The sequence below is a fragment of the Micromonospora nigra genome (genome assembly GCF_900091585.1).
In the GTDB taxonomy this organism is placed as follows: Bacteria; Actinomycetota; Actinomycetes; order Mycobacteriales; family Micromonosporaceae; genus Micromonospora; species Micromonospora nigra.
The window spans coordinates 3,632,795-3,653,280 of sequence record NZ_FMHT01000003.1 but is presented as its reverse complement, the minus strand read 5'-3'; the positions used below and the strand labels follow the sequence as shown (position 1 = coordinate 3,653,280).

At 66.8% G+C, this 20,486-nt stretch carries 13 protein-coding genes and 2 pseudogenes; 7 read left to right on the top strand and 8 right to left on the bottom strand.

The genetic code is table 11. From position 1 onward, the window contains the following. Window positions 1-63: 63 nt before the first annotated feature. On the top strand, window positions 64-1,176 hold the full coding sequence (locus GA0070616_RS15740; RefSeq protein ID WP_175440092.1) for a sigma-70 family RNA polymerase sigma factor: 1,113 nt from the start codon (window positions 64-66) through the stop codon (window positions 1,174-1,176). Between the two features lie 166 nt (window positions 1,177-1,342). After that, window positions 1,343-1,489 (top strand): hypothetical protein, encoded by a 147-nt coding sequence (locus GA0070616_RS28165; protein WP_175440091.1) that lies wholly within the window; start codon window positions 1,343-1,345, stop codon window positions 1,487-1,489. 215 nt (window positions 1,490-1,704) lie between these two features. Here GA0070616_RS28165 and GA0070616_RS15735 read toward each other — a convergent pair whose 3' ends face one another. From GA0070616_RS15735 to GA0070616_RS15720, 4 genes are read right to left on the bottom strand one after another with little or no spacing between them, the layout of a single operon-like run. After that, window positions 1,705-4,599, bottom strand: a complete 2,895-nt coding sequence (locus tag GA0070616_RS15735) for a Z1 domain-containing protein (protein ID WP_091082635.1) — start codon at window positions 4,597-4,599, stop codon at window positions 1,705-1,707. Continuing rightward, on the bottom strand, window positions 4,596-5,582 hold the full coding sequence (locus GA0070616_RS15730; RefSeq protein ID WP_091082632.1) for a PD-(D/E)XK motif protein: 987 nt from the start codon (window positions 5,580-5,582) through the stop codon (window positions 4,596-4,598). The genes GA0070616_RS15735 and GA0070616_RS15730 overlap by 4 nt, the downstream gene beginning before the upstream one ends. Beyond that, entirely contained in the window at window positions 5,579-7,093 is a 1,515-nt protein-coding gene (locus tag GA0070616_RS15725; RefSeq protein WP_091082630.1) for an ATP-binding protein, read from the bottom strand. Before GA0070616_RS15725 ends, GA0070616_RS15730 begins: the two co-directional genes overlap by 4 nt. Window positions 7,094-7,125: 32 nt before the next feature. Then, the gene (locus GA0070616_RS15720; RefSeq protein WP_091082627.1) at window positions 7,126-9,111 is read right to left on the bottom strand and encodes an AIPR family protein; all 1,986 of its coding nucleotides are present in this window, start codon (window positions 9,109-9,111) and stop codon (window positions 7,126-7,128) included. 524 nt (window positions 9,112-9,635) lie between these two features. Here GA0070616_RS15720 and GA0070616_RS15715 point away from each other — a divergent pair. Then, the gene (locus GA0070616_RS15715; protein WP_091090889.1) at window positions 9,636-10,040 is read left to right on the top strand and encodes a very short patch repair endonuclease; all 405 of its coding nucleotides are present in this window, start codon (window positions 9,636-9,638) and stop codon (window positions 10,038-10,040) included. A gap of 44 nt (window positions 10,041-10,084) precedes the next feature. After that, the gene (locus GA0070616_RS15710) at window positions 10,085-11,395 is read left to right on the top strand and encodes an ATP-binding protein (RefSeq protein ID WP_091082624.1); all 1,311 of its coding nucleotides are present in this window, start codon (window positions 10,085-10,087) and stop codon (window positions 11,393-11,395) included. Between the two features lie 30 nt (window positions 11,396-11,425). On the opposite strand, the gene dcm is transcribed toward GA0070616_RS15710, so the two are convergent. Together dcm and GA0070616_RS15700 are read right to left on the bottom strand one after the other, a co-directional pair. Then, complete coding sequence (gene dcm / locus GA0070616_RS15705; RefSeq protein ID WP_091090885.1) at window positions 11,426-13,381, bottom strand: DNA cytosine methyltransferase; 1,956 nt, start codon at window positions 13,379-13,381, stop codon at window positions 11,426-11,428. Between the two features lie 96 nt (window positions 13,382-13,477). Beyond that, window positions 13,478-13,693, bottom strand: a complete 216-nt coding sequence (locus GA0070616_RS15700) for a transposase (RefSeq protein WP_091082622.1) — start codon at window positions 13,691-13,693, stop codon at window positions 13,478-13,480. A gap of 34 nt (window positions 13,694-13,727) precedes the next feature. Here GA0070616_RS15700 and GA0070616_RS28850 point away from each other — a divergent pair. Beyond that, a pseudogene (locus tag GA0070616_RS28850) lies at window positions 13,728-13,793 on the top strand (hypothetical protein); the annotation flags it as partial. A gap of 111 nt (window positions 13,794-13,904) precedes the next feature. On the opposite strand, the pseudogene GA0070616_RS15695 reads toward GA0070616_RS28850, so the two are convergent. Further along, window positions 13,905-14,727: pseudogene (locus tag GA0070616_RS15695) on the bottom strand (IS256 family transposase); the annotation flags it as partial. 234 nt (window positions 14,728-14,961) lie between these two features. On the opposite strand from GA0070616_RS15695, the gene GA0070616_RS15690 reads away from it, so the two are divergent. Both GA0070616_RS15690 and GA0070616_RS27635 read left to right on the top strand, forming a co-directional pair. Continuing rightward, a complete protein-coding gene (locus GA0070616_RS15690) occupies window positions 14,962-15,741 on the top strand; it encodes a transposase family protein (RefSeq protein ID WP_091090882.1) in 780 nt (259 codons plus the stop codon). A 643-nt stretch (window positions 15,742-16,384) separates the two neighbouring features. Beyond that, complete coding sequence (locus GA0070616_RS27635; protein ID WP_139128911.1) at window positions 16,385-19,375, top strand: hypothetical protein; 2,991 nt, start codon at window positions 16,385-16,387, stop codon at window positions 19,373-19,375. Between the two features lie 13 nt (window positions 19,376-19,388). Here GA0070616_RS27635 and GA0070616_RS15675 read toward each other — a convergent pair whose 3' ends face one another. Further along, entirely contained in the window at window positions 19,389-20,252 is an 864-nt protein-coding gene (locus GA0070616_RS15675; RefSeq protein ID WP_091075810.1) for an IS5 family transposase, read from the bottom strand. Between the last annotated feature and the right edge of the window lie 234 nt (window positions 20,253-20,486).

The following is a 20,486-nucleotide window of genomic DNA, read 5'->3' as shown; positions in this document are numbered from 1 at the left end:
GCTATGGATTTCCCGACCGATGATGAAGTTGTCGAGACGTGTGTGAAGCTGCTATTGGCACACGTGCGCGAGCGCTTGGTGCGCACGCACGAGGTGGACAGCGTCCTCGGTCTCGCCGGTGAGACACGTCCCGCCCTCCGGCAGCAGGTCGTGGCCATGGTGACCGGCCTGGGTGTGGACATTCTCGACCCGCCGGACAACGTTCCGCCCACGGACGGGGACCCGGCGGGGGCGACCGGGCCGGCACTGATCGAACGTGGCGTCTGCGACGCCCGTCTGCTGCTGCGCAGGGACCGGACGTCCCCGCGTCCCTGGGACCGGCTGCTGACAGCGTCGGAGGAGGTCGGCCTGGCGGTCCTGCTGCGCGGGGACCGGTACCTGCCACACGAGGAGGTCCCGAACGGCTACCGGGCCGGCCTGGACACGGCTGACGAACGCGCCCGGGCATTCGACGCCATGGTTCTGCACAATCGCAGGCTCGTCGGGTTCGTGACCGGCAGATACGTGGGACAAGGGCTGGACCCGGAGGACCTGGTCCAGCATGGCGTCATCGGTCTGATGCGGGCGGTCGAGCGGTTCGATCCCACGCGTGGCCTTAAATTTTCCACCTACACGGTCTGGTGGATCCGACAGGCGGTGACGAGAGCACTCGCCAACGAGGGCCGCGCCATTCGCCTACCGGTACACAAAGTGGACCAGGTCCGTCGGGTGGTGACGTGCCGGGCTCGGCTGTTGGCCCTTGCCGGACAGGCGACGGTGTCGGAAATATGTCACGGACTCGGTCTCGGTCCGGAGACGGTCCTTGAATGCCTGAGACTGCACGCCGGTATGACGTCGCTGGATCTACTCGTCGGTGACGGCGCCACACCGCTGGGCGAGATCGTCACCCCGGACCCCGACGCCATGCGGCCGGATGTCGTGGCGCAGCGGCGTGAGACGATGACCATCCTGCGCGCCTCGTTGGCGGCTCTTCCCCCACGGTCGGCGGCGATCCTGGGTTGGCGGGCCGGCGTCGGCACGGACGAACCGCTGACCCTCGACGAGATCGACCGACGGCTCGGGATCAGCCCGGAGCGTGTGCGTCAACTGGAGGGCCGGGCGCTGCCGCAGCTGAGGGACCGGATGAGGGAACGTCTGGGCGACGCCGTCCCCGGCGCCGGAGAAACCGTACGCTGAACCGGGGTCCGACGGCGACGGATTGATCGGTCGACCCGGAGACCGCCGCGAAGGCGTCCCGGGACGCGGGCGACCGGCGAGGGTCACGGGCGGGACGGGCGGACCCGGCACCCTCACGACAGCACGAGCGGTCATCCGGGGTGTCCGCTCGATCTCAGGTCACCAGGTGCCTGTATACGGCGGGCCCGAGGAGGTGTGGCGACGCCTACACCGGCGGAGCGCGGCGGACCGCGGCGTGCTGCGCGACGAACTGGGTCTGCTCCGCGACCGCGCCGGCATCGCCCTCCACCACCAGCTTGCCGCGGGGTCCTAGACGTCGTGCTGTGGATGCACCACTACGGAGTTCATCGTAGGACCGGTTCCTGCCCCGGGTACGGCAGCGTCGCCCTGGACTGATGACCCCGCGCCGGCGAGCCGGACGCGCTTCGCCATGGACCGCACGAACCGCACGAGAATGGCTGTATTGATACAGATGCTCCCGGTCAGCTGGTCGAAGGACATGTACGGACGGCGATGATCCATCCTGGGTCATACCGCCGAGGGGGTGTCGATGACGATGTCATTCGGCCTGCCGCTGTCCAGGGTCGTCCAGATCAACCGCTTGCCGCCTCCACCAGTGCTCAGTGGGGTGATGGCGCGGAACCCGATCGTGACCAGTTCCGGATCGATCCGATCACCGCGCGCTCCCGTCAACGTATCCGGCTTGACGGACGGGTACAGGGTCAGTACCGCCGTACAAGGTGCCGCCAGCGCGTCAGCGGCCGGATCGGGGTGCGCGTCGAGACCCGCGATCCGTGCTGCCGCGTTGCGGTGGCGGCTTTCGCTGATGGCGCTGAGAGTTCCCGTTTCGCTCCGCTTCCTGTCAAAGATGCTGAACGGTCCGTGCCCGAGGATCATGCGGCCGGTGGTGGGGTCCACCTGTTGGGGAAGTAGCACGACCCACTGCCGGAGCTGGGTCGGGGCGAGCGCGTTCAGCCAGGCGCGTTCCGGGACGAATATGTCATCCCGGAGCCACTGCAGGCGGTTCAGCACCGCCATCATCTCGTTATGCAGCAGAACCGCGTGGTAGGCCGAATATGTCGCCTTCGATCCGGTTGCTCTGAATGCGACCGTGCCGGTCGCCGCAGCAGAGGCCAGGACCGGCTCCCAGAGCCTGAGGTTCTGCAGAGCCCGCTTGCCCTTCTCCGGGTGCGCGACCGGTTCCATGGGTTCGCCAGGCGAACTGCGTGAGACCAGTCGGGCGTTCCACATCTTGTTCCGGCCGGTCGGTCGCAGATCAGGACGGTGCTGTTCGACCAGCGGAGGAACGCGGCTGGGCGTCAGTCGGGATTCCGGAGCGGTCTCGGACGAGTACTTGCGGAGGTCATCGCGCAGAGACTGTTCGTCCTGGCAGGCGGCACCGAACAGTGCGTGCAGGTCCTGGGTCGTGTACAGGCGGACCAGGTCGCGGTAGCCGGCCCGGAAGCCGAACCAGCGGCCCATCTGCATCAGGGTGTCGACCTGTCTGGCTGCGCGGCGGTAGTAGGTCACGGTGAGGCCCTCGACGGTGAAGCCACGCGCGAGCTTGTTGCCACCGACGAGGATCCGCCACACGCCGTGCTGGTCGAAGTCGAGATCCTGCTGGTGTCTTTCCAGGTCAGGGTCACTGTTGACGATGATGACCGGAGTGCCGTGGCGGTCGGCCGGCTGGATCAGACCGAGCGCGTCAGCGATGTGCTCGTGCAGTTCTTCGAAGCTGCCCGGCATGGCCGCTCCGGGTGTCTGTGCGGTGGTGACGGGGAGGATGTCGTTCTCATACAGCTCCCTGAGCCGCTGAAGGCCTGTCGGGCTGCGGTAGCCGGCGGTTGCCCAGAGCTTGTCGATGACCCGTGCGGTCTCGCGGTGGGACTCGCGGCCCATTGCTTCGTGCACGAGCATGGTGTGGTGCCGGTAGCTACCGGCACCGGTCCGTTCGCGGTAGACCTTGAGTGCGCCGGTGAGTACGTACATGTCGAGGGCGGCTCGCAGCTCGTGATCCGCGGGCTCGTCGCTGAGGTAGCGTACGTGGGCGCGTTCCTTCGATGTCTTCAACGGTCGCTGTCCGACCGGACGGTCGTCGTCGAAGTCGTGGAAGTCGTCGGCGCCCATGTAGCCGAGCGGCCGGGGCAGCGAGACGATGAAGTCCTTGGGGAAGATGTCCTCGACGTCGGACGGGTCGATGAAGACGTTGGCGTACGGGGTGGCGGTGTAACCGACGTACTGGGCGCGGGGAAGCATCGTCAGGAGCTGGGCGATGAGCCGGTTGATCGCGGTGCGTTTCTTGCTGTCCTCCTTCCACTTAGCGGGGCTCGTGGTGTTGACGGACGCCTGGTCGGACTCGTCGTCGATGATGAGCACGGGGATCTCGCCGAGCCGCGCGCTGACCTTCTTCAGGTCGGTGACGAGGTTGGTGAGGACGGACGCGTTCTTCTTCGCCACGACCAGGCGGGCATCGCTGGTGTAGAGGTTGGCGGGGTGGAAGAACTCCTTGGTGGCGTCGTGCCGTTTGAACCGTAGCGCTGAGATGCCCTGTTTGAGGCGCTGGTAGTCGCCCGCATAGTTGCTGAGCCGTTCGATGTCGGGATGGCCGGAGTCGGACGGCCTGCCACCGTGGTTGATGAACTTGTGGCGTTTCCAGTCGTCGTCGTAGCGGTACTCGTGTGCGGTCGGGTCGTGGTCCGGCTCGATGTTCTCGCGCCCGCACAGTTCCATGTCGAGTCGCCGCTGGGTCTGGGCCCTGAGCATGTTGGTGGTACCGGTCAGCACGATGACCATCCGGTAGCCGGCGTCGATGGCCTTGGCGATCACACCGGTGAAGTTGGCGGTCTTCCCGCTCTGCACGTATCCGACGACGAGGCCCTTGGCCTGGTAGGCGACTTTGCGGGTGGGGTCGGAGATGCGGCGGACGACCTCCTCCGTAGCCTCGTCGATGCCGGCGACGGCGGACGGGTCCCAGCCGTTCGCCAGCAGGTTGGCGCTGTAGTGGGCCCAGTAGAAGTCACGTTCGGTGCGCCGCTGCGGGGTACGCCATTCCTCGAAGTGTTCAGCGATGACGATAGGGGCGTCGATCGCGGCCCAGGGGATGATCTCGGAGAGAAGCTCCTCGGTGGCCCGGTCGAGTTCGAGTGCGCGGCAGATGGCGGCCCGCCGTTCGGCGGTGTGGGGCGCGGTACCGGCGGCCCACGGTCCGTCGTCCGTATGGTCCCAGGACGACAGCTGGTAGGCGAGGCGTTGACGCAGGGCGTCGTCCGGACCGGCGCTCTGCAGATGCGCGAGCAGTGCGGTGCCATCGGTCAGCGACGTGTCTCTGGCGAACAGGGCCGCGAACTGGTGCAACGGGGCGGGGCCGGCGGTCTTCATGCCGTCGAGGGCGGAGCTGTAGCCGGTGGTGACGGTGTCGCTCATCGCAGCTCCTGTTGTCCGGCGGTGAGGGCGGTGCGCAGCAGGTCCGGCGGGTTGTCTTCGGGCCGGCCGGTGAGGTCGGTGCGGTAGCGGACGTCGGTGACCCGGGCGAGGTCCGTCTGCGGTTGCAGCATGGCGGGTGTGATGCGGGGGAAACCGGCGTCGACGATGAAGGTCGCCGGTGGTGTCCTGAGCCGCCAGCGGGTGCCGCAGGATGTGGTGTGGCGGTCCGCCCAGCCTGCGGCGTGGAGCAGGTCATCGAACCGGATCCGGTCGGCTCCGGCGCTCAGCAGGGCGCGACTCCGACCGATGAGTTCAGGCAGGGTGGCACCGTCGTGGCCCGCGACGGTGACCTGGACGGAAACCAGCCACAGTGGCCGTGAGCCGGTCGGTACGAGTTGGGTGAGGGATTCGATGGTGTGGCGGCGCTGCTCGTAGGTGGTGGTCTTGACCTCCACGTCGTAGCCGGGGAAGCCGAAGTCGTGTTCCTCCGACAGGGCCCCGCGCCACGCCTGGAGTGCCACTGCCGGTCCTGCGGTCAGGGACACGCCGGTGAACAGGCACAGCTCCCCGAGCATGCCGGTCTCGGTGGACCGCCGCAGGGTGGCTTCCGGCTGCAGAAGGTGACCCAGCTGGCGGAGGGTGTCGCGGACCGCTGAGGTCATCGGCTGGTGACCCAGCTGGATCCGGTCGGCGACGGCCCGCAGCAGGGGGTAGGCATCGAGGAACACACGGGGGTCCGTGATGACCAGCTCGATCATCCGTCGCCCACCGTGGTGGACGGCGCGGACCGTGACGTGTTCCAGGCCGGTGGGTGCCGGTCGCTCCCCCGGGCGGGCCGGTCCGCGTAGTCCGACACGGTCACCGGGAACGGTGAACAGCACCAGCCGGGGCTCGCCGGGTACCGCGTGGTCCATCGGTGCCGTGTGACGTAGATGCCCGGCGAAGGTCTCGGTGCTGAGATGGCGTTCGCTGGCCGTGCTCACCGGCGCTCCTCGTAGGCGGCGCGTTCGGCGCGGGCGGCGGTGGTGAGCAGGCTCTGCCAGAGTTCGATGTTGTCCTTGTCCCTGGGGCCGAGGTGGGCTCCCTGGAACGTGTTCTCGGCGAGCAGGTAGAGCAGCGTCTTGAGTACCGGCAGGTCGTTGAGGCCTCCGCGTCGGCCGCCGAGCAGCGCGGCGCGGTAGTTCCTGTTCAGCCAGAGGGTGTTCGCCTCCCGGTCGATCTCGATGAACTGGTTGTCCGGGAGCGCCTTCCAGAGGATGTTCACGGGCTCATCGGTCAGCTGGGGCAGCTCGTCGCGGATCTCGCGGGTGACCTTCGGGTGCAGGCCGCGGCCGGGCGGGACGACCGGCCGGCGTCGGGCGGTGGTGCGCTGGTTCGTGGTCGTCCAGACGGCTTCGGCGGCCTGCAGGTAGGTGGTGATGTCGGTGCCGTCCTGGGCGCGGGCGCGGGCGACGGTTCCGGCGAACAGTGGGCCGGCTGTCACCCGGGTCTTCTCCGGGTTCATGATGAACAGGCCGGGGGTGTCGCCGTCGATGTCGATCTCCACGCGGGCGAGCTGGAGTCTGCGGTCGGCGGCGTGGACGCCTTCCCATCCGCCGGCGTGCAGGAGCCGGTCGTGGCGGTACATGTAGAGGCCCTGGCGCTGCTCCGCACCGCCGGGGAGCCGGTACTGCGGCAGGTTCGACCGGCCGGGCCAGATGTGGCAGCGCAGGACGACGGGGGTGCCGTCGAGGTCGGCCCGTAGCTCCTTGGGCCAGCCGGGTGGTGTCCCGGGGTAGGCGAAGGGGTCCAGGGCGTTGACGGTGCTGGCGATGCCGGCGCCGAGGCCGGTGTCCTCGACGTCGATGCTGATGCGGATGTTCCTATGCGTGATGATGCGGTGGAATGTGAGGCCGAGGTGTCCCTGCAGGTGGGAGATGGTCCGGGTGAGGAACTCCTCGACCTGGGCCGGGTCGTCGGTCGAGGGGAACCCGACCACGTCGTCCCAGCGCACGACGGTTCCGCTGGGGTTGGTGGGCACCGGCCAGTTGCGGTCGAGTTCCGCGGCGGCGAAGTCGCTGGTGACGATGTCGCACCGGTAGTCGCGGCGGCTGCGGTTCAGCAGCCACCGGCGTCCGACGGGTGGGTGGCCCGCGGCGCGGGACATGACGGTGAGGCTGGCGGCCTGGCTGAAGGAAGCGGCCTTGAGGCCGACACCGAACCGTCCGAGGTCGGTGCCGGAGTAGTTCCGGCGTCCGCCGACCGTCATCGCGGCGTCGATGGTGTCGGGTCTGATGCCGGTGCCGTTGTCGACGACGTAGAGACCGACGAGCCTGGTGCGGTGCCGGATGAAGCGGATCCGGATGCGGTCGGCGTCGGCGTCGATGGAGTTGTCGACGAGGTCGGCGAGAGCGGTCTCGAGGGAGTGGTTGCGGCCGAGGGCGTCGAGGGCACGCGGGTCCGGTGGGAGTTCGGTCGTTCCCTCGACGGGTACGTCCCGGGTCCACACGGACATGGTGGCACCACCTCTCGGTTGTGGTTCGTGGGTCAGAACCCGGCGACGGGCCGGAAGCCACGCCGGCGCGCGCGGCGCATGAGCGGTACCGCGGCGAGGACGTCCCTGCCGGCGGGTGTCCACCGCTCGCGGAGCGCCTCGGCGACATTGGCGGCGGTGCGTTGGTCGGCTCCGTCGAGCGTGCCGGCGGAGCGCCCCCAGTCGACCAGGTCCGACCAGTCCTGCGCGCTGGTCCCCTGGATGAGCTGCAGGTCCTCGGCGTAGGTGTCGACGTCCGCCAACTCCGCCTCGAGCGCCGGTGAGGGCTGCCAGTCCAGGTCACGGACCGCGTCCCAGCACTCCGGCCGCTTCGCCCACTCCCCGACGTGGACTCGCCCGTCCGGTGGGGAGGTGATCACCTTCTGGGTGAGCATCGAGACCTCGGCTATGGCCTCCCTCAGCGCCGGCGAGAGGTCCTGGTCACGCCAGATCCTGTCGAGGTCGATGCGACCACGGGTGGCGTGCACGAGGAACGCGATGGTGTAAGCCACGATATTGATCTTGTATCCGCCGAAGTCCTGGTCGCGGACGATCCGGTCGGCACGGCGGAACAGGATCGCCTTGGCGACGAGCCTGCGACAGTAGGCCTTGTCCACAGTGACCGGCTCGTCCTTGAGGCGCCCCTGGAAGAGCACGAAGTTCTTCTCACCGCCGCGGCTGACCAGGTGGGGGTAGCGTGCCCACGCCTGCACGAACCTCGCCAGGTCGGCCTTGTCGAACTTCTGGTCCGGCGGGTTCGACGCGCGGAAGGTGGCCCGTCGTGCCGGCGTCGACTCCCTGGCGACGGCGTCGGCGTACTGGCCGCGGGCCCGTTCGTAGTACCAGTGAGTGTCCACGCGGTGCACCGGCCCGGGCGGAGCGAGAAGCGTCCGCATGATCCGCTCCACCTCGATGTGGAAGCCGCTGTTGGCACGGAGATCGGATGCGGTGACCTTGTTCTGGGTGTTCGAGTACTGGGAGATACGGGGAACGATCTCATCGAGCCGGTCCGGGGACACGACCGTGAGCTTCATCTGCACATGCACATCGTCGACCGGGATCCCGTTACGGCGCGCGTGGTGGATCGAAGCGGTGGTCTGACCGCCGTTCACGATCTGCAGGCCGTGGATCCGCCGTATGACGGTCTGCCCGTTGGCCCCCCGGTCCAGATCAACCTGGGATCCCGTGGCCGCGATGCCGTTGTTGTAGGCGAGGAACCGGTCCGGTGTCGTCCGCAACGTCTCCTGGATACCCCGGTTGACCGCGCCCTTCGTCTGCAGGAAGGACCGCACGTTGAGCTCGAGCAGCCGGCCACCGTGCTCGGCGTACAACGCGGCCAGGTCCGCGCCGGGAACGATGGCCAGAAACACCGAGTAGTCCCCCGCCGTCGACGGTGCGGTCAGACACGGCAGGCCGTCAGGGAACTCGGCGATGATCGGTTCCGCCTGGGTCCCGGACACCGACCACGCGGCCAGGCGACGCAGGTCCCACAGCTCCCGGACGACCTTACGGCCCTCGATCTCCGTCGTCATGGCGGGTTCCCGCACGACACTGCGGGCATTGGTGACGATGATGAAGCGGATCCGGTCAACCTGGTGGAACTTCTCCGCGACCGCCCGTTCCATCCCGAGCACCTCGGAGGAGGGGTTCCTGCGTCGTGGGGTCCCCGGCACGGCCCTCAGCAGAAAGTTCTGCAGCCGCCGGGTCACCGCCTCCAGCTCGGGGCGGTTGATCTTATGTGCCTCATCAGCTCGGGGGCTGTACACCGTCGCAAACAGATCCAGGCACCGGTCATCGGAGGAGAGCCCGTAGCCGCTGATCTCCACCCCGTGGTCGCGGTACATCGCCACAGTCGCGTCCTCGGTGTAGCCGTCCAGGCTGAACCGGTCCAGCATCATCCGCGCGAACGCCTCCGCCAGGTCGCAGCCGTCGGCGTCCGCCTGCGCCCGGACATCCTCGATGAGGGTATGCGCGAATGCGCTCACGTCCACGTCAGGCATGATTCGACTCCAACAGGGCGCACGCGACCGCCGTCACGGATAGGACCGCCAGGGGTGAACATTCAGACATCGCGCAGTCTTCCGGGACGAGGGGCGGTTGCCGGGCGGGGCACGGGGGTGGTCGGCATGGGTGACAGGGCTCTTCAGCATATTCGTCCGACGGCTGAATCCGGGAAGCGCCGGATCCCGGTGTCACGGCCGCTTTCAACGTACCGGATCGCCCCTTACTACATAGGCCGGTGGTCGCCGCGCCGGTACCGGCACCTGTCCGGGCCGGGCCCGGGCCGCGCCGCCGGTGAATCCGCCGGTCGTGCCGCCGCGCCCTGCCCCGGACCTTCGGCCCGTTCGGCTGACATCGATGTGTACGCAGATGCCACCGCCCACCGGGCGGTCGGCCGGTCACGACCGGCGCGGTGCCACCGGATCCGTCCGGACGGCCGGAAGGCGCCTCACCCGCGACGGAGGGCGCATTGACATCCACCGGTCGCCGACCGGCACCTCTCAACGCGCTGGTGTCAGCGCAGATGAGCCGGATGCCACGCGCCTCCACGCGCCCGGAACTCCTCATCCGTCGTGAACTGCACCGTCGGGGAATGCGCTACCGGGTCAACCACAAACTGCTGCCCGGTCGGCCCGACATCGCCTTCACCAGAGCGAAGCTCGCCGTATTCATCGACGGATGCTTCTGGCACATGTGCCCGTTACACGGCACGGTCCCCAAGAACAACGCCGCTTGGTGGGCCGCAAAACTACAGCGCAACGTTCAGCGTGACCGCGAGAAGGACGACCAGCTCTCCGCACTCGGCTGGACGGTCGCGCACTTCTGGGAACACGAGGACCCCAGCGACGTCGCGGACCGCGTCGAAACACTATGGCGCCGGGAACGGAGGGCACCGGAACGCGGTACAAGATCACCACGTCATGTGTGACATCCTGGTCTCGGAGCTGCCGTCGCACGCTGGGGAGGAAACCGATGCCGCCCGAATCATGGTTCCAGGTGCCGCCCTCGGCCGCGAGACTGACCGGATCCCTGCGCGACATCGGCTACGAATTCCCCACCGCTGTGGCCGACATCGTGGACAACAGCATCGCCGCAGGAGCGACCCACGTCGACATAAGCATCGAATTCGACGGCGCCGACTCACGGGTCTTCATCACCGATGACGGCTCGGGCATGACACCCAACGCGCTGCTCGAAGCCCTCCGTCTCGGGTCACGACGCGGCTACGCCGATGGAGACCTCGGCCGCTACGGGCTCGGGCTGAAGACCGCGTCGCTGTCGCAGTGCCGGTCCGTCACCGTGATCACCCGCAGTTCGCCGAAGGTGTTCCGCACATCTGCCCGCAGCCTCGACCTCGACATCGTCGAGGAGTGGGACGAATGGGTCATCGTCGACCCAGGTGCCGATCCCGACGTCATCCGTGCCCGGAAATGGCTCGCCGAGGGCACCGGCACGGTAGTGCTCTGGCGCAGCCTCGACAGGGTACTTCCGGAGCGCCGGCCCGAAGGTGGCTGGGCGAAACGGCGCATCGAGACGCTCGCCACCCGCACGGCCGAACACCTCGGAATGGTGTTCCACCGCTTCATCGAAGGTGCTGCCGGCGACCGGCAGGTCGTGATCACCGTTAACGGACAGAAGATCCGCGCCTGGAACCCGTTCGCGCCGGACGAGGCGGCCCGGCAGGAACTGTCACCCCAACGCTTCGAGATCACACTCGGCAACGCCGGTGGCCACGTGACCCTACGCCGCTACATCCTGCCCTCACGCGACAGCTTCAGCTCACCGACCGAGTTCGAACGGCACTCCGGGCCGCTCAACTGGAACCGCCAGCAGGGCCTCTACATCTACCGGGCCAACCGCCTCGTCCAGTGGGGCGGCTGGGGCGGGATCCGCGGCATCGATGAACATACGAAGCTCGCCAGAGCCTCCGTTGACTTCGGCACCGGCCTCGACTCCGCGTTCAACATCAACGTTGCCAAGATGCGGGTCGCGATCCCGGCCCAGCTCCGCCAGATGCTCGAAGCGCCGATCAATGAGCTGTGCATCTACGCCAACGACGCCTACCGCAAGGCACCACACACCGCCGCAGCACGCCGGCCGGTGCCCGCTGGTCTCGGTACCCCGCCCGAGGTCCGCGCCGCCGCGAATGCCGCCGCCACCGCCGGACTCACCCTGCGGGCCGCAGCGATGCAGGCCGGGGAATGGGCCGCCTGGCAGCGCATCACCGCCGTACTGAAGGAACAGTCACCGGACGTCCTGAAGACCCTCGGCCTGGACACCTGAAACGCCCGCGGGAAGGCTGGCACCTGCCGGTCAGAACAGCCGGAGGCTTCCGGCCTGGCTACTTCTGCACACCTTCTGCAGCGGGCACGCGTCACACATGGGCTCGACGGGCCGACACAGTGTGTTTGCCAGCTCAATGAGACCCAGATGCGCCCTCCGGGCGTCGCTGTCGTCCCCGATCATGCGGGCCACCGCCAGCCGGCCGTCCGTAAGCCGGTTCCTCCGGTCGACCGGCTCACCGAGGTAACGGGCAGCCACCCGCAGCACACCCTTCGTGGACAGCACCGGCTCCTCCGAATCGTCCTCACCCGCGCTGGGCACGACCAGAATCGCCAGATCCGCCAACGCCTCATGCAGACCGGGAATTCTGCGCAGCCCGGCGTCGTCATCGAGAACCGCCGGGTTGTCGGCCAGCCGTCCTGCCAGCTCGACGATCCGCCCCGCACGGACCTCCTTGCCCGTCCACCGTCCGATCTCGCTCAGCTCCGCCTCCGCGAGCACCGTCGCCTGCGGGGATGTCCACCTCGCTATCAGCGGCCAGAGCGGACGTACGACGTCCACGGAGGCTCGGTCCAGCAGCATCTCCGCCTGGATCACCTGCCATCTCGTGGTCGCCCGTAGCCAGGGAAGGCCACGAACCTCAGCGCTGTCGAACCACCCTGCGAGCAACGCCGCAACCTCCCGAGTGGAGGTCTCCGCCGGCCGCGCGGCGGCGACGCTCCGGCGCACCGCGCCCGCCAGGTGCTCGGCGAACAGCGGTGGCACCGCGTTGCCGATCTGACGGAACGCCGCCGACGGTGGTCCAGCGAACCTGAACCAGTCGGGGAAGGTCTGCAATCGGGCCGCCTCCCGCACGGTCAGCGTCCGGCCCTGCCGCGGATGGATGTACCAGTAGCCGTCCTTCGCGATGTGCGCTGTGATGGTCCGGGACAGGCCGTCCTCATCGAGGCGCTTGTACTTGTCGTCGAAAATGTCGTCGCGGTACCGCCTCATCTCCTCGGGGAGGTCCGAGTAACGGGTGGTGGCGTCCATCAGCTCGAACGCGCGGGCGTCATCCTCACGGACAGGTCGGGTGATGTGATCGAACAATTTACGCTTGTCAGCGTCCGTCACGTCGGTGCGCATGCTGCGCTGATACTCCGTCACCGGCTCCGCGTAATCGGTCCACCCCTCGGCACCGCCCTCAGGACGCCAGCCACCCTCCACCGGCGGGAGATCACCGATCGCGTTCCATACGGTCACCCGCTCGAGCGCATGCGGCGGCCATTCGAACAGGGCGCCATCGGCCAGGGCGACCACGATCAGGCGCTGCCGGAACTGCGGGACCCCGTACCGCCACGTGTCGACCACCTGAGCCTGAACGGAGTAGCCCATCGATTCCAACTCGTGGACCATCGTCCGGAAGATGAACATCTCCTTGTCCAGCGCCATGTCCGGAACGTTCTCCATCAGCACCGCCGGCGGCCTGGCGAGCCGGATCACCTCGATGAACGACCGCCACAGGTCCCGACGCTCGTCGTACGGGTCACGCTCCGCATAGCGGACCCGATGACGGATCATCGACCGGCCCGCCTTGGAGAACGGCTGACATGGAGGACCACCGGCGAGCAGTTCGATCTGACAGTCCCGCACAAGATCAGCAACCGTGCGGATCACGGTAGGGTCTCCCAGGTCCCAGTTGACGCTGAGACCCCCATGGTGATGCCGGTGGGTCTCGACCGCCTCCGCATCGTGATCAACACTTAGCACGACCTCGTAGCCGGCCTTCTGCAGACCGAGACTCAAACCACCCGCACCGCTGAAGAGGTCGGCCGCAAGAGGTCTCCCTGCGCGGCGGACGCCCGCCGCATAGGCAGGCAGATCGACCGCTTCCTTGCAACTGTCCGGGTGTGGGGCCAGCCGCACGAAGGGGCCTCGGACCAGCTTCACGCCGTACCCTTCACGCTTCCTGGGCTTACGGGTACGGGCAGGGTCAGCGGCGGTCACGGTGATGCACGCTACCGCCGTCGGGGCACGCAAAGCCAGCGACGACGCGGAGCCTACGCGGGTCACGATCACGTACGGCGCTGACCCCGCTGACTGTCAAAGGATCAGGGCGTTGAGGGCCTTGGCCCAACCGTAGACCCGGCCGGTGATGCTCCCGCCGCCCCTACGTTTCTGCTGGACGACGAGGTAGAGAACCTTCATCGCGGCCTGCTTTATGTGGAAGTGGCCGCGCCGGCGGGCGGCTTGGCGGAACCGGGCGTTGAGGCTCTCGATGATGTTGGTGCTGGTGTAGAGGACCTTGCGGACCTCCACCCCCGCCCTACGCGAGATCTACACGGCCCCCACGGTGGCCGTCGCGGCGGCCCGTTTCGAGGCCTTCGCCGCCGAGTTCGGCGACCAGTACCCGGCCGTCATCCGGCTCTGGAGGACCTCCTGGCCGCAGTTCGTGCCGTTCCCCGGCTACGCTCACAATTTTCTGCCAATCCTTGCGACTCGTATAGCGAAGCGACGCCCGCACCAAATGGACGACGCACTGTTGGTGCACCGCCTGCGGCCAGACCTGCTCGATCGCGTTGGTCATCCCCTTGAGGCCGTCGGAGCAGACCATGAACACGTCCTCCACACCGCGGTTGCGCAGTTCCGTGAGGTAGCCGGCCCACTGCTTGGCACCCTCACCGCCGGTCCCGGCCCACATGCCCAGCACATCGCGTTCCCCGTCGAGGCTGATACCGACCACGACGTAGATGGGCGGTTCGCGACCTGCCCTTGGCGGATCTTCATCACCAAGGCGTCGATGAGCACCACCGGATAGAAACCGCCCCCGGTCCAGCGGCCGCGCCGCCAGGCCTCCATCTCGTCCACGACGCTGTCGCTGACCCGGCTGATCAACTCCCGGCACACGTCGGCGTCATACACGTCAGCCAGATGCGCGGAGATCTCCCCCGTGGTCAACCCTTTGGCATGCAGCGACAGGGTCGCCTCGTTGAACCCGTCCAACCTGCGGACATGCTTGGGCACGATCCGTGGCGTGAACGACCCGGCCGGTCCCGCGGGACCTGAATCCGCACCGGCCCGACCTCGGTCTGCACCGTCTTGGCCCCGTGCCCGTTACGAATGTTGGTCCGCCGGCCGGTCTCCTCGTCGACGATGCCGACCTCGTCGAGGTGCGCATGGAGCTCCGCATCAAGCGCTGATTCCAGGACGGTGCTGGTGATCCCGGCCAAGAGCCCACCCGGCCCGACCAACGAGACTCCGTCGGCCTTGGCCCGCTCGACCAACTGCTGAGCGAATTCCACCCCCGCCGCCGTCGGCTGCGAAAGCTGAACAGCGTTCTTCTTGTCTGCCATGACGTGTTCCTTTGCTGGACAGGATCGACGTCCTGTCCAACGGACCACATCCAGGTCAAGCACGGATATTTACGCAGTCCCGGGACCGCCTCACCACCCTCCGTCACCATCGAATGCGAGACAGAGCCGTGCGTCATACAGTCCCGCGCAGTTATTGTCGGATGGTTGACTGCGCTGCGTTGCCTAAGGGACGTCTCGTAACTCGGTAACCGGTCCATCGTGGATCATGTCGTGGTGCAGGTGATCTCGGCGGCCCGCCCGGAGTGGATCTTCCCGTTCACGGGGCTGCAGCCCGCTCAGTTCCGCAGACTGGTCCGGCTGGTCGCCGAGCGGGGTGGTGACGCGATCGCTGACGGGCGGCCGGGGCGGCAGTGGTCTCTCGACCTTGCCGATCGGGTGCTGCTGGTAGCCGCCTACTGGCGCACGAACCTGACGATGCGGCAGATCGGCCCGCTGTTCGGGGTGTCGCACTCCGCCGCCCATCGAGTCATCGACACCCTCGGTCCGCTGCTCGCCCTGGCCCCGGTACGCCGGCGTCGGGTCGACCAGATCACCATCGTTGACGGCACCCTGATCCCAACCCGGGATCACCGCCTGGCCGCCCCGAGCAAGAACTACCGCTACAGCACCAACCTGCAGGTCGCCATCGACGCCCACACCCGCCTCGTGGTCGCACTCGGCGACCCGCAGCCCGGCAACCGCAACGACACCATCGTCTACCGCACCAGCGGCATCGACCAGAAGCTGGCCGGACGGCCGGTCATGGCCGACGGCGCCTACCGCGGCAACCCCGAGGTAATCATCCCCTACCGCAAGCCCGCCGACGGCAGCGAACTGCCCGAGTGGAAAGCGGAGCTGAACAAGCAGCACCGCACCATCCGAGCGCAGGTCGAACACGTACTGGCCCGCATGAAGTGCTTCAAGATCCTGCGCGACTACCGCCGCGCCGCCCACACATTGACCCACACCGCATCCGGCATCGCCCACCTCCACAACATCATCCTCGCCGGGTGACACCAGCCCCGTTGCCGAGCAACGCCTTCACCGAGTTACGAGACATCCTTTAGTCTGGAAAGATGCTCGTTTTGACTGTTGCTCATGTCGGTGGGGGTATCGTGCCGCGTCGGACTCGTGGTTGGGTGTGGGCTGGTCGCGGGGTCGCGGTTGTCGTTGTTGGTGGAGTCGCCATGTATTTATATGTGGCGGGACTGGATAGGGCGGACAAAATCGCAAGCGGGTTGAGCTTGCTGGTCGCCTTGGTCGCGCTGGGCGCCCCGTACCTGTTGCCAGCGGGAGGATCGTCAACCGTGGAAAGTTCCGGTTCGCAGGTGGCGTCTGATGTGGTGGTAGGTGGTCGACTGGCCCAAGTCAGCAGGATCAAAGGCAAGCTCCAGTCGTCGTCACCCAAGTCGCTGGGGTCGGCGCAGCCCCCAGTCGCATCCTCCTCATCGGCGTCCGCGCAGGCGTCGGATGTTGCGCCAGGCGGACAGGCCATTCGTGGCGCCTGGGTAGGTGGTGACGTGACCCAGGTGGGGGACGTTGAAGGGGATGTGACCCTCGGGTGAGTAGGCGTTCTGACCGTGCGCAGGGTGGTCAAGGAGTCGTCGACACCAGCGTTGGGCGGGATCTGTACCAGATTAGCAATGTTGCCGGTGGAGTGACGCTGCGTCCGGGTGCAGCAGTGGCGTCCCGGTACCTGGAAACGGTGCAGCGGATTGCTCCGCAAGCCCTGGTGGGGCGGGAAGCGGAATTGGCGGAGTTGGCCGCGTTCTGCACCGGCCAGGGTGAGGGCTGGTACCGGTGGTGGCGGGCGCCGGCTTGGACGGGCAAGTCGGCGTTGATGTCCTGGTTCGTGCTGAATCCCCCGGATGGGGTACGGGTCGTGTCGTTCTTCATCACTGCCCGGTTCGCGGAGCAGAACGACCGGGTGGCATTTACCGACGTTGTCATGGAGCAGCTGTTGGATTTGCTCGGACAGGAGAAACCGCCGCTTTTGGCCAAAACAACCCGGGAGGCGCACCTGTTCGGGTTAATCAACGAGGCGGCACAGGCATGCCAGCTTCAGGGTGAGCGGCTGATTCTCCTGGTCGATGGGTTGGACGAGGATCGTGGGGTGACTACTGGTGCGGACGCGCACAGCATCGCCAAGCTGCTGCCGGCTACCCCGGTAGCGGGAATGCGGGTCATCGTCTCAGGTCGCCCCAACCCGCCGATTCCCGATGACGTTCCTCAAAATCACCCATTACGTGATGTGCGAATCGTCCGCACCCTTGGTCGCTCCTCCGCTGCGGCGACAATTAAGGGCGAAGCGAAACGGGAACTGAAGCGGCTACTCAACGGATCACGAATAGAACGAGATCTGCTGGGATTGTTGACCGCAGCTGGCGGTGGGCTTGGAGCCGAGAGTCTCGCCGAACTTGCCGGTGTGGAACCGTGGGAGGTTGAAGAGCAGCTGCACAGCGTGTCTGGGCGTACGTTCGCAACTCGGCATAGCCGATTTCAACCCGAGACCGGACCGGAAGTGTTCGTTCTCGGACATGAAGAGCTGCAAGTCGTTGCGGCGGAGCGTATGGGTCCTGCCCTTTTGGCCGGCTACCGAGAACAGCTGCACGTCTGGGCCGAGGGGTACCGACAACAGGGATGGCCAGAGGGAACACCAGAATACCTACTGCGCGGCTATTATCGCATGCTGCAAGCCGATGGTGACCTTACACGCATGATCGCCTATGCTACTGACACCGCCAGACAAGATCGCATGCTAGACATTACCGGCGGCGATGCCGCCGCGCTTAGCGAGATCGTTGCCGCCCAAGACGTCATCCTCGCCAATGACAAACCCGACCTCGGCTGGCTGCTGCTGCTCAGCATGCACCGCAACGATCTGGCTGACCGCAACAACAATATCCCTACCGATCTACCCAGCGTCTGGGCACGACTCGGGCAGCCAAACCGCGCTGATGCCCTTGCTCGCAGCATCACCAACTCTTATCGACAGACACAGGCGTTAGCCGCTCTGGCCGAGACGGTAGCCGTCACCAGAGGCGTCGACCGGGCAAGGGCAATCGTCGACCGGGCCGAAGCGTTGGCCCACAGCATCAGCGACCCATACCAGCAGGCGCAGGCGATGACCAGTCTGGCCAAGGCAGTGGCCGTCACCGGACGCGTCGACCGAGCCGAGACCATCGCCAGCAGCATCACGAACTCTTATCGACAGACACAGGCGTTAGCCGCTCTGGCCGAGGCGGTGGCGGTTACCGGACGCGTCGACCGGGCACAGGCACTCGTCGACCGAGCCGAAGCGTTGGCCCACAGCATCAGCGACCCATACCAGCAGGCGCAGGCGATGACCAGTCTGGCCAAGGCAGTGGCCGTCACCGGACGCGTCGACCGAGCCGAGACCATCGCCAGCAGCATCACCAACCCGGACGGGCAGGCATGGGCACTAACCGCCTTGGCCAACGCAATCGCCGCCACTGGGAACCTCGACCGGGCAGAGACCATCGCCAGCAGCATCACCAACCCGAACCGGCACGCGCAGAGTTTGACCGCCCTGGCCAAGGCAGCGGCAACCATCGGAAATTTCGACCGGGCGCGGCTGTTCGCCCACCAGGCTGAGACGATCGCCCGAAACATCACCAACGCGGACCGAGTGGCATGGGCGCTAACCGCTCTGACCAGGGCCGTGGCCGTCACTGGGAACCTCGACCGAGCCGAGACTATCGCCTACAGAATCACCAACCCGAACCAACAGGCCAGGGCGCTAACCGCCCTGGCCAACGCAGTGACCGCCACCGGAGACCTCGACCGGGCACGGGCACTCGTCAACCAGGTTGAGACGATTGCCCTTACCATCGCTGACCCGTTCCAGCAAGCATGGGCGCTAACCGCTCTGGCCAAGGCAGTGGCCGCCACCGGGAACCTCGACCGGGCAGAAACAATTGCCCGTAACGTCACTAACCCGAGTGAACAGACACGGGCTCTAACCGCCCTAGCCGAGACGGTGGCCGCCACCGGGAACCTCGACCGGGCACGGGCACTCGTCGACCGGGCCGAGGCGTTGACCCGCCACATCACCAACCCGGACCAGCGGGCGCAGGCGATGACCGCTCTGGCCAAGGCAGTGACCGCTACCGGAGATCTCGACCGGGCCGAGACCATCTCCAACAGCATCACCGACTCTTATCCCCAGATGCAGGCGTTAGCCGCTCTGGCCGAGACGGTGGCCGCCACCGGGAACCTCGACCGGGCACGGGCACTCGTCGACCGGGCCGAGGCGTTGACCCGCCACATCACCAACCCGGACCAGCGGGCGCAGGCGATGACCGCTCTGGCCAAGGCAGTGACCGCTACCGGAGATCTCGACCGGGCCGAGACCATCTCCAACAGCATCACCGACCCGGACCAGCAGGCGCAGGCGCTCATCGTCGTCGCAACCGCCTGTGTGGAGGCCGAGGCTGGTTCAGCTCCGGCGGGGCTATATTCGTTGGGCGCAGGCAAAGGTACGGGAGTGCTGCGAGCCCGTTCACTTGCCGCGGCAGCCCTCGCTCAAGGTTCATGGGATAGGTGCCTTGACATAGTGGCCCGCATCCAGCCAAACGCCTTATTGGACGTCTCGAGCGAACGAATGCTCGCAACCCGATGGAGCTAAGAGGACGTCTGATTCACGTATTTTGTGTGTGTTGTGGTTGTAGGGGTTCTCGCCAGGTTGGGGTGGTTTCGGTGGTGAGGCGTTTGGCGAGGTTGTCGATCATGGCGAGGGTGATCATGCTGGCGGAGTTGTCGGGGCGGGCTTCGTAGTCGCGGACGAGTCGGCGGTGGTGCATGAGCCAGCCGATGGTGCGTTCGACGACCCATCTGCGCTTGACCACGCTGAAGCCCTTGACCTGCGGGTCCTTGGTGACGATCTCGACGTCGACGCCGAGGTGGGCGCCGTGTTCGATGACGCGGTTTTTGAATCCGGCGTCGGCCCAGGTTTTGGTCAGGGTGGGGTAGGTGGTGGTGGCCTGGTCGAGCAGGTCTGCGCCGATGGTGTTGTCGCTGGTGCTGGCGGCGGTGACGATGACGGCGAGGAGGAGGCCGAGGGTGTCGGTGATGATGCCGCGTTTGCGGCCGACGATCTTCTTCCCGGCATCGGTGCCCTGTGTGGACAATGGGACGTTGGTGGAGGTCTTGACGCTCTGGCTGTCCATGATGGACGCGGTGGGTGCGATGGTGCGGCCGTGGTGGTCGCGTACGAGGCCGGTGAGCTGGTAGTTCAGTTCGGTGAAGATGCCTTCCTTGCTCCAGGCGGCGAAGTAGCCGTAGACCGTCGGGTGGGGCGGGAAGTCGTGGGGCAGGTAGCGCCAGGCGATGCCGGTGCGGTTGACGTACAGGATGGCGTTGAAGATCTCGCGCAGGTCGTGAGTGGGGGTGCGGCCGCTGACTCCGGCATCGGTGCGGGCCTGTCGCCAGGCTGTCAGGCGGGGTGCGATCAGGGCCCATCGGGCGTCGGACAGGTCGGACGGATAGGCTCGTCGCGCGGTCATGATTCAGGCGTACGGCGTCTGAGGGCCGGATCGACGGACCTCATGTACGTCGATGTCGGGTGAAAGTGAATCAGACACGATCGCGGGCTGAAATGCTCTGATTCTGGTCAAGGTAGAGCTGGCCAGAATGTGCGCCTTCCGGGTCAGGTCCGGCATATTGCCCTGACGAGGTCGAGGCGTAAATCGGTCACTACTGACGCGAACGCGAAACAAACGTCCAGTGAGGGCCGGATC

What these genes read in the sequence shown, in the direction of transcription:
- GA0070616_RS15725 (WP_091082630.1), bottom strand. Translation starts at nt 7,093, where the DNA reads ATGTCCGTGTGGACCCGGGACGTACCCGTCGAGGGAACGACCGAACTC.
- GA0070616_RS15675 (WP_091075810.1), bottom strand. Translation starts at nt 20,252, where the DNA reads ATGACCGCGCGACGAGCCTATCCGTCCGACCTGTCCGACGCCCGATGG.
- GA0070616_RS15735 (WP_091082635.1), bottom strand. Translation starts at nt 4,599, where the DNA reads ATGAGCGACACCGTCACCACCGGCTACAGCTCCGCCCTCGACGGCATG.
- GA0070616_RS15710 (WP_091082624.1), top strand. Translation starts at nt 10,085, where the DNA reads ATGCCGCCCGAATCATGGTTCCAGGTGCCGCCCTCGGCCGCGAGACTG.
- GA0070616_RS15715 (WP_091090889.1), top strand. Translation starts at nt 9,636, where the DNA reads ATGAGCCGGATGCCACGCGCCTCCACGCGCCCGGAACTCCTCATCCGT.
- GA0070616_RS15720 (WP_091082627.1), bottom strand. Translation starts at nt 9,111, where the DNA reads ATGCCTGACGTGGACGTGAGCGCATTCGCGCATACCCTCATCGAGGAT.